The organism is Streptomyces sp. NBC_01363 (genome assembly GCF_026340595.1).
Lineage (GTDB): Bacteria > Actinomycetota > Actinomycetes > Streptomycetales > Streptomycetaceae > Streptomyces.
Map to the genome: position 1 here is coordinate 2,564,729 of NZ_JAPEPF010000001.1, position 14,110 is coordinate 2,578,838.

At 69.0% G+C, this 14,110-nt stretch carries 9 protein-coding genes, 1 rRNA gene and 1 pseudogene; 10 read left to right on the forward strand and 1 reads right to left on the reverse strand.

Translation table 11 applies throughout. The features are described 5' to 3' along the window. The first annotated feature begins 140 nt into the window (after nt 1-140). The 8 genes and pseudogenes from OG611_RS11970 to OG611_RS12005 all read left to right on the forward strand — a co-directional run bounded on the left by OG611_RS11970 (nt 141) and on the right by OG611_RS12005 (nt 9,790). Nucleotides 141-1,145: pseudogene (locus OG611_RS11970) on the forward strand (L-lactate permease). Nucleotides 1,146-1,208: 63 nt separating this feature from the next. Beyond that, nucleotides 1,209-2,600: a phosphomannomutase/phosphoglucomutase gene (locus OG611_RS11975; protein ID WP_266418466.1), complete on the forward strand. Its 1,392-nt coding sequence runs from the start codon at nt 1,209-1,211 to the stop codon at nt 2,598-2,600. Nucleotides 2,601-3,282: 682 nt separating this feature from the next. Beyond that, nucleotides 3,283-3,465, forward strand: coding sequence for a Trm112 family protein (locus OG611_RS11980; protein ID WP_266418468.1), 183 nt, complete (start codon nt 3,283-3,285; stop codon nt 3,463-3,465). Between the two features lie 75 nt (nt 3,466-3,540). Next, entirely contained in the window at nt 3,541-4,677 is a 1,137-nt protein-coding gene (locus tag OG611_RS11985) for an SIS domain-containing protein (protein ID WP_266418470.1), read from the forward strand. Between the two features lie 160 nt (nt 4,678-4,837). Continuing rightward, on the forward strand, nt 4,838-6,019 hold the full coding sequence (gene manA / locus OG611_RS11990) for a mannose-6-phosphate isomerase, class I (RefSeq protein WP_266418472.1): 1,182 nt from the start codon (nt 4,838-4,840) through the stop codon (nt 6,017-6,019). A gap of 87 nt (nt 6,020-6,106) precedes the next feature. Next, a complete protein-coding gene (locus OG611_RS11995) occupies nt 6,107-7,117 on the forward strand; it encodes a cation diffusion facilitator family transporter (protein WP_266418474.1) in 1,011 nt (336 codons plus the stop codon). Between the two features lie 439 nt (nt 7,118-7,556). Next, on the forward strand, nt 7,557-9,014 hold the full coding sequence (ahcY, locus tag OG611_RS12000) for an adenosylhomocysteinase (protein ID WP_266418476.1): 1,458 nt from the start codon (nt 7,557-7,559) through the stop codon (nt 9,012-9,014). A gap of 164 nt (nt 9,015-9,178) precedes the next feature. After that, nucleotides 9,179-9,790: a hypothetical protein gene (locus OG611_RS12005; protein WP_266418478.1), complete on the forward strand. Its 612-nt coding sequence runs from the start codon at nt 9,179-9,181 to the stop codon at nt 9,788-9,790. Here OG611_RS12005 and OG611_RS12010 read toward each other — a convergent pair. Further along, a complete protein-coding gene (locus OG611_RS12010; protein WP_266418480.1) occupies nt 9,787-10,731 on the reverse strand; it encodes an RDD family protein in 945 nt (314 codons plus the stop codon). The genes OG611_RS12005 and OG611_RS12010 overlap by 4 nt on opposite strands. Nucleotides 10,732-10,851: 120 nt before the next feature. On the opposite strand from OG611_RS12010, the gene OG611_RS12015 reads away from it, so the two are divergent. Together OG611_RS12015 and OG611_RS12020 are read left to right on the forward strand one after the other, a co-directional pair. Beyond that, a complete protein-coding gene (locus OG611_RS12015; protein ID WP_266418482.1) occupies nt 10,852-11,859 on the forward strand; it encodes a stage II sporulation protein M in 1,008 nt (335 codons plus the stop codon). Nucleotides 11,860-12,542: 683 nt separating this feature from the next. Beyond that, nucleotides 12,543-14,068 (forward strand): 16S ribosomal RNA (locus OG611_RS12020). The last annotated feature ends 42 nt before the right edge of the window (nt 14,069-14,110 follow it).

The following is a 14,110-nucleotide window of genomic DNA, read 5'->3' on the forward strand; positions in this document are numbered from 1 at the left end:
TCGCCGAGTCATCGACCTGTCCCACCGGTCAGTACGACCCATCGATCCATTGCCCCGTTGACCGATTGTTGTCGTGAACACGACTACCCCCTCATTCGTGGGAACGCGCTTTCCGCGTCACGGAATCCGAGAAGGCCTGTGTGTTTGTCCAGCAACTCGAACCCGTAGCCGATTCGCCCGTCCTGCCCGCCCTCGTCGCCTCGCTTCCCCTGGTCACCGTGCTGGTACTGCTCGGGGCGGTCCGGATGCGTGCGCACCGGGCCGGGCTCATCGGACTGGCCGTCGCGGTGGACGTCGGCTCGTTCGCGTACGGGATGCCGCTCGGCCAGAACCTTGCCGCGGGCGCCCAGGGCGTGCTCTTCGGGCTCTTCCCCACCATGTGGATCGTCGTCAACGCCCTATGGGTGTACCGGATGACGGTGCGCACCCGGCACGATGACGGTGTGCACCGGGCACTTCGACATTCCTCCGCCGGTCCTTCGGCCGGCTCTCCGGCGACCCGCGCATCCAGGCGCTCGTCATCGCCTTCTGCTTCGGCGCGCTCCTGGAAGCCCTCGCGGGCTTCCGTGCGCCCGTCGCCATCTCCTCCGTGATGCTGGTGGCGCTGGGCTTCGACCCGGTGAAGGAGCTGCTGGCCGGGGCGACCCGGGTCTTCGACCGGCCCTTCCGCGACATCGCCGGCCCCTCGGGCAGACCGGTCGACGCCAATCTCTTCACGCTCCCTGTCATGTCACCGGCGGCACCCTCGTCCTGCTGGTCGGCCTGGTCACCGCCGCCGTGCTCGGCGTACGGGCCCGGGACGCGGCGCGCGAATGGGCGGGCACGGTGCACGAACTGCGGTACGCGATCCTCACGGTGACCTCCGTACTGGCGCTCGCGTTCGTCATGAACCTCTCCGGACAGGCCGCCACCATCGGCCAGTCCGTGGCCGCCGTAGGAGCCGGACTCGCCTTCTTCTGCCCGATGCTCGGCTGGTTCGCCGTCGCCGTCGCCTCCGCGAACGCGCTCTTCGGCGCACTCCAGGTATAGGCGGCACGCGAATCGGGCCTCTCAAGGTGCTGCCGTGGAGTCTGGGGCTGCTGCTCGTGATGTGCCTGATCGTGGTGGCGCAGAGCACGGCGGTCCTGGGCTGGATGCTGCCCTGAGCACGGCTTACCAGCCCGCCGGGTAGTTTGGGCGGTCCGAAGAAATCTCAGGAGGACCGGCCCGTGGCTGCTGATCTGTCGCAGATCGTGAAGGCGTACGACGTGCGCGGAGTGGTGCCCGACCAGTGGGACGAATCGCTGGCCGAGCAGTTCGGGGCGGCGTTCGTCGAGGTGACGGACGCGGACGCGATCGTGATCGGCCACGACATGCGGCCCTCGTCGCCCGGCCTCTCGGAGGCCTTCGCACGCGGAGCCGCGGCGCGTGGCGCGGACGTCACACTCATCGGCCTCTGCTCGACCGACCAGCTGTACTTCGCCTCGGGCAGCCTGGGCCTGCCGGGCGCGATGTTCACCGCCTCGCACAACCCGGCGCGCTACAACGGCATCAAGCTCTGCCGGGCGGGCGCCGCACCCGTGGGCCAGGACACCGGGCTCCTGGAGATCCGCGCCCTGGTCGAGAAGTGGTCCGGGACCGGCGCCCCGCAGCCGGTCGCCGCCCCCGGCACCGTCACCGAGCGCGACACCCTCACCGACTACGCGGCCCACCTGCTGTCCCTGGTCGACCTGACGTCCGTCCGGCCGCTGAAGGTGGTCGTCGACGCGGGCAACGGCATGGGCGGCCACACCGTCCCCACCGTCTTCGCGGACCTGCCCGTCGACCTCGTACCGATGTACTTCGAACTCGACGGCACGTTCCCCAACCACGAGGCCAACCCCCTCGACCCGAAGAACCTCGTCGACCTCCAGGCCCGGGTCGTGGCCGAGGGCGCCGACCTCGGCCTCGCCTTCGACGGCGACGCGGACCGCTGCTTCGTCGTCGACGAGCGGGGCGAGGGCATCTCGCCGTCCGCGATCACCGCCCTGGTCGCAGCCAGGGAACTCGCCCGCTACGGCGGCAAGGGCACCGTCATCCACAACCTGATCACGTCCCTCTCGGTCCCCGAGGTCGTCCGCGAGAACGGCGGCACCCCGGTCCGTACCCGCGTGGGCCACTCCTTCATCAAGGCGGAGATGGCCGAGCACGGCGCGATCTTCGGCGGCGAACACTCCGCGCACTACTACTTCCGCGACTTCTGGAACGCCGATACGGGCATGCTCGCCGCCCTCCATGTCCTGGCCGCGCTGGGCGGTCAGCCGGGCCCCCTGTCCGAACTGGTCGCCCGGTACGACCGCTACGCCGGCTCCGGCGAGATCAACTCCACGGTCGCCGACCAGCCGGGCCGCACGGCCGCGGTACGCGCGTCCTTCGCACCCCGCGACGGCGTCACGACCGACGACCTGGACGGCCTGACGGTCACAGCCCCCGACTGGTGGTTCAACCTCCGCGCCTCCAACACGGAACCCTTGTTGCGCCTGAACGTGGAGGCCCGCGACGAACAGACAATGACAGCCGTACGCGACGAGGTCCTGGCCCTGGTCCGAACCCCGGCCCCCTCCCTCCCACCCCAAGCTTGAGATACCGCCTCCGACCTGGTCCGGCTGTTGGGGGATCCGCCTCCGACCTGGTCCGGCTGTTGGGGGCTCCGGCTTCGACCCGGTCCGGCTGTTGGGGGATCCGCCTTCGACCCGGTCCGGCTGCTGGGGGCTCCGGCTTCGGCGTCCCGGTCGCTGGGGGCTCCGACTTCTTCAGCCTGGTCTGTGCGGTGCTGGGGGATCCGCCTTCGGCGTCCCGGTCGCTGAGGGTTGCGGCTTCTTCGGCCTGGTCTGTGCGGTGCTGGGGGTTCCGCCTTCAGCACCCCAGTCGCTTGGGGCTCCGCCTTCAGCCTCTCCGTCCGCTCGGGCTCTGCCTCCAGCCCCCGGTGCCCCCGCCCTCCATCCCCAGCCCCTGGGCCCCGGCTCCACTCCCAGCGCCTCCGCCGCTTGTTTTCAGCCCCTCCGGCGCTTGAGGAGCGGGGTCCGGGGCAGAGCCCCGGTTACGGGAAGGGGCGGGTAGGGGAACAGGCCCGCCGCAGGCGCACCCACCCGACACCGCGCACCCGCACCCACCCGACACCGCACCGCGCACCCGCACCCACCCGACACCGCACCGCGCACCCACACCGCACCCCCCACCCGCGGGCCCCCGGCCCGCCCCGCACCCCACCGCCCCCGGCGGTAGGCTGACGTCGCCTGATCCGTTGCCTGAAGGGACCCGCCCATGCCGCTCGAAGCCGGCCTCCTGGAGATCCTCGCCTGCCCGGCCTGCCACTCCCCGCTCGACGACCAGTCGGCAGCCGACAGCCCCGAGCTGGTCTGCACCGGCAAGGACTGCGGCCTGGCCTACCCGGTACGGGACGGCATCCCCGTCCTCCTCGTCGACGAGGCCCGCCGCCCCGCGTAACGGCGTCCGGGCCCGCAGCGGGCCCGGAGCCCGCACCCCGCACGGTGATCAGCACGTGATCGGAGGACCGTTCCCATGCTCGACGAGTCGCTGCTCGACGCCCCGGAAGCCCTGGCCCGAGCCGACCGCCGCGGCCTGCTCCGCGGCGCCGCCGAGGCCGGGGCCCGGGTCCGTACCGCCGCCCGGCACGCCACCGAGGCGGGGATCGCCCAACTGAACCCGGAGGGCCGCCCCCGCGCCGTACTCGTCGCGGGCTCCGGCACCGCCGCATCCGGCGTCGCCGACCTGATCACCGCCCTGGCAGGCGCTTCCGCGCCCGTCACCCGCATCCACCCCGCCGGCGTCGCCCCCGCCGCGGGCGCGATGCGCTGGACGCTGCCCGGCTGGGCCGGCTCCGTGGACCTGCTGCTGATCGTCACGGCAGACGGCTCCGAGCCGGGCCTCGCCCTCCTCGCCGAGCAGGCGTACCGCCGAGGCTGCAGCGTCGTCGCCGTCACTCCCCGTCAGTCGCCCCTGCGCGAGGCGATCGACGGGGCGCACGGACTCGTCGTACCGATGGCCTCCGCCCCGCACGGCGAGTACGACGCCGAGACATCGGCCGCGGGTCCGGGCACGCTCTGGGCCCTGTTCACCCCGCTGCTCGCGCTGCTGGACCGGGTCGGCCTGCTCACCGCGTCCGCCGAGGCGCTGCAGAGCGTCGCCGACCGCCTGGACCGCACCGCGGAACGCTGCGGTCCGGCCATCGCCACGTACAGCAACCCGGCCAAGACCCTCGCGGCCGAACTCGCCGACAGCCTGCCCCTCATCTGGACGGAGGGTGACGCCGCCGCCCCGGTCGGCCGCCGGTTCGCCGCCGTCCTGGCCGAGCTGGCCGGCCGCCCGGCCCTCGCCGCCGAACTGCCCGAGGCGCTTCCCGCCCACGGCACACTGCTGGCGGGCGCCTTCGCCGCCGGGGCCGACCCCGACGACTTCTTCCGCGACCGGGTCGACGAGCCGGAGCCCCTGCACGCCCGCGTCGTACTGCTCCGCGACCGTCCCACCGGCGGCCTGAGCGCGGCCCCCGCCGCCCGCGAACTGGCCCTCGGCCACGACACGGCGATCAGCGAACTCGAACCCGACGAGGGCACCGAGCTCGAAGCCCTCGCCGAACTGCTCGCGGTCACTGACTTTGCCGCCGTCTACCTGGCACTCGCGTCGGCAGCCGGCGCCTGACCTCGACGAGCCGCCCGGCCGACCGCACCTCACCGGGAGCGCAGCCGTCACCAGAACACAGGCAGCCGCCACCAGAACACGCAGCACAGCACACAGAGCACAGAGCACACAGCACAGAGCACCGCACCCCCGATCCACGCACCTCACAAGGACGAACACCATGGACCGGCTCTCCAACACCGTGCGCCCTTACGCCTGGGGCTCCACCACCGCCATCCCCGAACTGCTCGGCATCGCCCCCACCGGCGAACCCCAGGCCGAGATGTGGATGGGCGCCCACCCCGGCGCCCCCTCGCTCCTCACCCGTATAACCGGCACCGGAGAGGCCGGCTCCGAACAGCCCCTCACCGATGTCATCGCCGCCGACCCCGAGCGCGAACTGGGCAGGGCCACCGTCGAGAAGTTCGGCCCCCGCCTCCCCTTCCTCCTCAAACTGCTCGCCGCGGGCGCCCCGCTCTCCCTCCAGGTCCACCCCGACCTCGCCCAGGCCAAGCGGGGTTACGAGGACGAGGAGCGCCGGTCCGTACCGATCGACGCGCCCCACCGCACGTACAAGGACGCCAACCACAAGCCCGAGCTGATCTGCGCACTCACCCCCTTCGCCGGCCTGTGCGGCTTCCGCCGGCCCACCGAGGCGGCCGAGGCGATGGCGGCACTCGGCGTCGACTCCCTCAAGCCGTACGTCGACCTGCTCGGCGCGCACCCCGAAGAGGCCGCCCTGCGCGAGGTCCTCACCGCGATCCTCGGCGCCGACCCCGCGGAGATGGCCGAAACGGTGAACCTGGCCGCGGCCGCCGCCGAACGCCTCGACGGCGCCCACGCCCCGTACGCCCGGATCGCCCACCACTTCCCCGGCGACCCCGGTGTCATCGCGGCGATGCTGCTGAACTACGTGGAACTCCAGCCCGGCGAAGCCCTGTTCCTCGGCGCGGGCGTCCCGCACGCCTACCTCGACGGCCTCGGCGTCGAGATCATGGCCAACTCGGACAACGTGCTGCGCTGCGGACTCACGCCCAAGCACATCGACGTACCCGAACTGCTGCGCATCGTCCGCTTCGAGGCGACCGAGCCCGGCGTCCTGCGTCCCGAGGCCTCGCCGTCCGGCGAGGAGCTGTACGAGACGCCCGTGGACGAATTCCGGCTCTCGCGCTTCGACCTCTCGCCCGGCGCCGCACCCGTCGACCTGACCAGGGACACCCCGCAGATCCTGCTCTGCACCGGGGGAGCCCCGAAGGCGGGCGAGCTCGATCTCGCACCCGGCGCCTCCGTATTCGTACCATCCGGCGAAAAGGTCGAAGTGTCCGGTACGGGGACTCTGTTCCGTGCCACAGTGGTGGCCTGACGTACCGTCCGCACCAGCGACTGCAACAATGTCCGGCCGTACCGCGGCGCCAGGGCCGCAGCACCGAAGAAGGGACACCAGGCACCCATGAGTGCGTCAGGCGGAACCAAGGCGATCGTGGCGGCACTCGGCGCCAACCTCGCGATCGCAGTGGCCAAATTCGTGGCGTTCCTGTTCAGTGGCTCGTCGTCGATGCTCGCGGAGAGCGTCCACTCGGTCGCCGACTCGGGCAACCAGGGCCTGCTGCTGCTCGGCGGCAAGAAGGCCCAGCGCGAGGCCACCCCCCAGCACCCCTTCGGCTACGGCCGTGAGCGCTACATCTACGCATTCCTCGTCTCCATCGTGCTCTTCTCGGTCGGTGGCATGTTCGCGGTGTACGAGGGCTACGAGAAGATCAAGCACCCGCACGAGATCGAGGCCTGGTACTGGCCGGTCGGCGTACTCGTCTTCGCGATCGTTGCCGAGGGTTTCTCCTTCCGTACGGCGATCAAGGAGTCCAACCAGACCCGCGGATCGCTCTCCTGGAGGGAGTTCGTCCGCCGGGCGAAGGCCCCCGAACTCCCCGTCGTCCTCCTGGAGGACCTCGGCGCGCTGATCGGTCTGGTGCTCGCACTCGCGGGCGTCGGCCTGGCCCTCGCGACCGGCAACGGCGTCTGGGACGGCATCGGAACCCTCTGCATCGGCATCCTGCTGATCGTCATCGCGATCGTGCTCGCCGCCGAGACGAAGTCCCTCCTGCTCGGTGAGGCGGCCGGCGCCGACCAGGTCGAGAAGATCAAGGCCGCGGTCGTCGACGGCGACACGGTCACCGGCGTCATCCACATGCGCACGCTCCACCTCGGCCCGGAAGAACTGCTCGTCGCCGCCAAGATCGCGGTGCAGCACGACGACACGGCCACCGAGGTCGCCAACGCCATCAACGCCGCCGAGAGCCGGATCCGAGCGGCGGTCCCGATCGCCCGGGTCATCTATCTGGAACCGGACATCTTCAGCGAGGCCGCCGCAGCAGCCGGCACCAACCCCGGTAAGGCCCCGGGCGGCGCCCCCGGCGGGATCGACGGCGGCACCCCGGACACCCCGACGGAATCCGGCCACTGACAGCCCCACCGCACCGCCCACCGCACCGCCCGCCCTACGTGCCCGCCCTGCGCGACCGCTACACGGGCCCACCGCACCCTCCATCCACCTGCCCATACGCCCTCCGAGCGCCCTCCCGGCCCCCTGCCTGAAACCCTCCCGGCCCCTTCCAGACCCCCTCTCGATCCACCCTCCCTTCCGCTCCCGGTACGTCATCCCGGCAGCTTCCCGGTCACTTCCCGTCCCGGGGCGGACTGGGAGCGGCTGGGCCGATCGGTGTAGATTCGACGGCAGTGTCAGACGTCGCTGCTGATGGCGGTCGATCGGTCCGTATGCGCGGACCGGCCGAGGGAGAGAGGGCCTCCGACGGACTGCGCTGCGAGCGCTCGGGCATTCTTGTGCCCGCCGCCGCAGAGCCATCCGTGCCCCACCTCGACCCCATTACGAGGAGCAGCCCGTTATGACGACGGTCGCCAATCGACAGGACTTCAAGGTCGCCGACCTCTCCCTCGCGGCGTTCGGCCGCAAGGAGATCACCCTCGCCGAGCACGAGATGCCCGGCCTGATGTCGATCCGCAAGGAGTACGCCGCAGCGCAGCCGCTGGCCGGCGCCCGCATCACCGGTTCGCTGCACATGACGGTGCAGACGGCCGTGCTGATCGAGACCCTGGTTGCCCTCGGCGCCGAGGTCCGCTGGGCCTCCTGCAACATCTTCTCCACCCAGGACCACGCCGCCGCGGCCATCGCCGTCGGCCCGAACGGCACCCCGGAAGCCCCGGCCGGCGTCCCGGTCTTCGCCTGGAAGGGCGAGACGCTGGAGGAGTACTGGTGGTGCACGGAGCAGGCCCTGACCTGGCCGAACACCCCCACCGGCGGCCCGAACATGATCCTCGACGACGGTGGTGACGCCACCCTCCTCGTCCACAAGGGCGTCGAGTTCGAGAAGGCCGGCGCGGCCCCGGACCCGTCGACCGCGGACAGCGAGGAGTACGGCTACATCCTCACCCTGCTGAACCGGACCCTCGGCGAGACCCCGCAGAAGTGGACCCAGCTGGCGTCCGAGATCCGCGGCGTCACCGAAGAGACCACGACCGGTGTGCACCGGCTGTACGAGATGCACCGCGACGGCACCCTCCTCTTCCCGGCGATCAACGTCAACGACGCCGTCACCAAGTCCAAGTTCGACAACAAGTACGGCTGCCGCCACTCGTTGATCGACGGCATCAACCGCGCCACGGACGTCCTGATCGGCGGCAAGACCGCCGTCGTCTGCGGTTACGGCGATGTGGGCAAGGGCTGCGCGGAGTCCCTGCGCGGCCAGGGCGCCCGGGTGATCGTCACGGAGATCGACCCGATCTGCGCCCTGCAGGCGGCGATGGACGGCTACCAGGTCGCCACCCTCGACGACGTCGTCGGTCAGGCCGACATCTTCGTCACCACGACGGGCAACAAGGACATCATCATGGCCGCCGACATGGCCAAGATGAAGCACCAGGCCATCGTCGGGAACATCGGCCACTTCGACAACGAGATCGACATGGCCGGTCTGGCGCAGATCGACGGCATCGTCAAGGACGAGGTCAAGCCGCAGGTCCACACCTGGACGTTCCCCGACGGCAAGGTCCTCATCGTGCTGTCCGAGGGCCGGCTGCTGAACCTGGGCAACGCCACCGGCCACCCCTCGTTCGTCATGTCCAACTCGTTCGCGGACCAGACCCTGGCCCAGATCGAGCTGTTCACCAAGCCCGAGGAGTACCCGACCGATGTCTACGTGCTGCCCAAGCACCTGGACGAGAAGGTCGCCCGTCTCCACCTCGACGCGCTCGGCGTGAAGCTCACGACGCTCCGCCCCGAGCAGGCCGCGTACATCGGTGTCGAGGTCGACGGCCCGTACAAGCCCGACCACTACCGCTACTGATCCCGCCCGTCAGCGACCGCACCCGCCACCACCGGTCAGTGACGACCGGCCGCTGACGGACGGAACAGCCTCAGCAGCAGCTACGAGCGCAGGCCCCCGCACCCCCGTGTCGGGGGCCTGCCCCGTACCGCGCCCGCTCAGCCCGTGGAACCCCGAAGGATCCCATGCCCCGCGGCCGATATTCGCTCCACGATCTCCACGATCACACCCCCCTCGGCGAAGAACACTTCCAGTGCGCACCCGGACCCTCCGGCTGGCGCTACCTGTCCCGGACCACCACCCCTTCCGGTGACCACCTCGGCTCCGTCGACCTCACCCTCGACGAACTCGGCCGTCCCATCCGCCTCGAACTCCATGCCGCGAGCTGGCAGGTCCGCGGCGCCGCCCTCGAAGGCGTCACCTGGGTCCGTACCGATCCGACCGGCACTCATGCCACCGAAGGCAATGTCCGCGCCCACGCCTTCACCGGCACATCCCCCGCGTTCCTCATCGCGACCGCACGTCTGCTGCGCCTCACCCCCGATTCCCCCGCGACGCGCGTCCGCCTGGTCGCCTTCACCGACCCGGTCCTCGCACCCCGCACCGTCGACCAGTCCTGGGCCCTGGTGAACAGTGAAACGCACGCCACTGACAATGGCCCCCTGACCGTGGACGAATACCAGGTCAGCGCCCTGGACACCGGCGAGCAGCACACCGTTCACATCGCCGGCGACGTGGTCCTCGCGGCCCCGGGCATCGAGCTCGAAGACCTGGAGTCCCCGCCCTCACCTCTCTAGGCGGGCGGTGCGAATCCCGTGGCGGCAGGCGGCACCTGGCCGCCCTCCGCCTCCGCGGGCTGTACGGGCGCACCTGCCCCGGCGGCCCCCGCGGAGGGCACGGCCCCGACCGGTGCCCAAGCGGCAGCCCCACTCACCGGAGCCTGATCCACCACCCGCCCCTCGGAACCAACGCGAGCGGCCCCGTCCTGAGCGGCGACGAACAGCCTCCGGGCATCCCGCGCCTGCCGCTCGTTCACCACCGCCGCCAGATACGCCCCGGCAGGTACCCCCTCCGGCACCGGCACTCCGGTCCGCTCCGCCAACTCCCCGGCCAGCCGCTCCGCCATCGACCAGCCCACCTGCGCATCGAGCTGATGCATACGGGTCAGGTACTGCCGTACGGCCAGCCACAGGGAATCCGGCACCGCCGACAGATCCAGCCCGGCGAACCGCCCGACCAACCACGGCGGCGGAGGCGGCACGGCGGCCGCCCGTCCCGCGGGCACCCGCTCCCGTACGACGAGCGTCCCCGCGAACACATCCCCGAGGCGCCGCCCCCGCGCCGACACCAGCGAGGCGATACACGCGACGACCCCGAGCGTCATCAGAATCTCGACGACCCCCATGGCCCCACGCACCAGCGCATGCCGGAACCGGATCGGCCCCCCGTCGTCCCGGACCACCCGCAGCCCGCACGCCAGCTTCCCCAGCGAACGCCCGTGGCTGAGCGTCTCCACCGCGATCGGCCCGCCCACCAGCACGAGCAGGAAGGCCGCCACGGAGACCGCCGCGAGTGCCGCGTCATCCAGCGTCGCCGTCGCGACGGCCAGTCCGATCGACACCAGGACGAACGCCGCCCCCACCACGGCGAGATCGATGGCCAGCGCCAGCGCCCGACTCGGCAGTTTCGCCGGCCGCAGCCCCAGCACGACCGCGTCCCCGGTCACGAGCTCACTCATCGCCGCCCCACCCTTCGCCGATCATCCCTGCCCCTCGAAGCCTCAGTCTGCCAAGCTGACCCGCAGCGCGCCGCCGTAGTACGAACCCGTACGCACCCATGCCTGGAGCAGCAGCCGATCATGGATCTCGATGTCTTCGTGACCGCCCACCGCGCCGAGTGGGACCGCCTGGACCATCTCCTGCACCGTGGGCGTCGGCTCACCGGCAAGGAAGCGGACGAACTCGTCGAGCTCTACCAGCGCACGGCCACTCACCTCTCGCTTCTCCAGTCCAGCGCTCCGGACCCGATGCTCACCGCGCGCCTCACCCAGCTCGTGGCCCGTGCCCGAGCTGTGGTCACCGGCACCCGCCGAGCCTCCTGGCGCGATGCCACACGCTTTCTCACCGCCGGTTTCCCCGCCGCTGTCTACCGGTCCAGGCACTGGTGGATACCCACCGCGGTTCTTTCCACCGTGCTGGCGGCAGTCATCGGCTGGTGGATCGGTACGCACCCGGAAGTCCAGTCGGCCATCGCGGCTCCGGAGGACCTCCGCCGGATGACCAACCCGGGCGGGGAGTACGAGACCTATTACTCCAGCCACCCGGCCGCCTCGTTCGCCGCTCAGGTATGGACGAACAACGCCCAGGCCGCAGCCATGTGCCTGGTCCTGGGAGCGTTCCTCTGCATCCCGGTGATCTGGATCCTGTTCGTCAACGTGCTCAACCTCGCGGTCGGCATCGGCCTGATGTCATCGGCTGGCCGGCTCGACACCTTCCTGGGGCTGATCCTCCCGCACGGCCTGCTCGAACTCACTGCCGTCTTCGTCGCCGCGGGTACGGGCCTGCGCCTCGGCTGGACGGTCATCGACCCGGGCCCGCACAGCCGGCGTTCAGCCCTCGCACAGCAGGGCCGGGCCGCGATCGGCATGGCCATCGGCCTCGCGCTGGTCCTGTTCGTCTCCGGTGTCATCGAAGGCTTCGTCACCCCCTCCGGCCTCCCGACCTGGGGGCGCATCACCATCGGCATCGTGGCCGAGCTGGCCTTCCTCGCCTACGTCTACATCCTGGGCGGCCGAGCAGCGCGAGCCGGTGACGGTGGCGACGTCGATCCCACGGAACGCAGCGCCGAGCTCCCGGTCGCAGCCTGATGTGCGTACGACCCCGCTGACCTGCTAGTCTCCTCCTCGCCCCAGAAAGCCATTGACATGGCCGACGCGGGGAGGTAGATTTAAACGGTTGCCTCGGACTGGACAAGTCCGGGCCCAGCAGTTAGTGTCTACCTCGCTCTCACCGGAGATTGAATTTCCGCAGAGCCATCGATTCCTTACTCCGAATCACGAAGCCGATTTTTCGGCCGAATGTTTCTGATAAAGTCGAATCAGCCGAAAGGCCAAGACCACTCCAAAGGTCACCGGAATTCAAATTCGGACCGGAAACGGAACGAAAAAGAGTCTGGTAAGGTTGGAACCGCCGGAAAGGGAAGCGCGAAAGCGAAGAACTGGAAAGCACAACCCGCTTCGACCGGGAATCGGACACGAAAGAGTCTGATAGAGTCGGAAACGCAAGACCGAAGGGAAAAGCCCGGAGGAAAGCCCGAGAGGGTGAGTACAAAGGAAGCGTCCGTTCCTTGAGAACTCAACAGCGTGCCAAAAGTCAACGCCAGATATGTTGATACCCCGGCCTGCTTCGGCAGGTTGGAGGTTCCTTTGAAAGTCCCGCGGGGTCACTGACCCGGTGGGCAATTTACACAGCGAGGACGCTGTGAACGACCGGTCTTATTCCGTCCGGTCGTTCCGCTCTCGTGTTGTGTTGTCCCGATCACGGGAAAACATTCACGGAGAGTTTGATCCTGGCTCAGGACGAACGCTGGCGGCGTGCTTAACACATGCAAGTCGAACGATGAAGCCCTTCGGGGTGGATTAGTGGCGAACGGGTGAGTAACACGTGGGCAATCTGCCCTTCACTCTGGGACAAGCCCTGGAAACGGGGTCTAATACCGGATAACACTCTGTCCCGCATGGGGCGGGGTTGAAAGCTCCGGCGGTGAAGGATGAGCCCGCGGCCTATCAGCTTGTTGGTGGGGTGATGGCCTACCAAGGCGACGACGGGTAGCCGGCCTGAGAGGGCGACCGGCCACACTGGGACTGAGACACGGCCCAGACTCCTACGGGAGGCAGCAGTGGGGAATATTGCACAATGGGCGAAAGCCTGATGCAGCGACGCCGCGTGAGGGATGACGGCCTTCGGGTTGTAAACCTCTTTCAGCAGGGAAGAAGCGAGAGTGACGGTACCTGCAGAAGAAGCGCCGGCTAACTACGTGCCAGCAGCCGCGGTAATACGTAGGGCGCAAGCGTTGTCCGGAATTATTGGGCGTAAAGAGCTCGTAGGCGGCTTGTTGCGTCGGTTGTGAAAGCCCGGGGCTTAACCCCGGGTCTGCAGTCGATACGGGCAGGCTAGAGTGTGGTAGGGGAGATCGGAATTCCTGGTGTAGCGGTGAAATGCGCAGATATCAGGAGGAACACCGGTGGCGAAGGCGGATCTCTGGGCCATTACTGACGCTGAGGAGCGAAAGCGTGGGGAGCGAACAGGATTAGATACCCTGGTAGTCCACGCCGTAAACGTTGGGAACTAGGTGTTGGCGACATTCCACGTCGTCGGTGCCGCAGCTAACGCATTAAGTTCCCCGCCTGGGGAGTACGGCCGCAAGGCTAAAACTCAAAGGAATTGACGGGGGCCCGCACAAGCAGCGGAGCATGTGGCTTAATTCGACGCAACGCGAAGAACCTTACCAAGGCTTGACATACACCGGAAAGCATCAGAGATGGTGCCCCCCTTGTGGTCGGTGTACAGGTGGTGCATGGCTGTCGTCAGCTCGTGTCGTGAGATGTTGGGTTAAGTCCCGCAACGAGCGCAACCCTTGTTCTGTGTTGCCAGCATGCCCTTCGGGGTGATGGGGACTCACAGGAGACTGCCGGGGTCAACTCGGAGGAAGGTGGGGACGACGTCAAGTCATCATGCCCCTTATGTCTTGGGCTGCACACGTGCTACAATGGCCGGTACAATGAGCTGCGATGCCGTGAGGCGGAGCGAATCTCAAAAAGCCGGTCTCAGTTCGGATTGGGGTCTGCAACTCGACCCCATGAAGTCGGAGTTGCTAGTAATCGCAGATCAGCATTGCTGCGGTGAATACGTTCCCGGGCCTTGTACACACCGCCCGTCACGTCACGAAAGTCGGTAACACCCGAAGCCGGTGGCCCAACCCCTTGTGGGAGGGAGCTGTCGAAGGTGGGACTGGCGATTGGGACGAAGTCGTAACAAGGTAGCCGTACCGGAAGGTGCGGCTGGATCACCTCCTTTCTAAGGAGCATCTAGATTCCGCAAGGAGTCCAGAGGCCATTT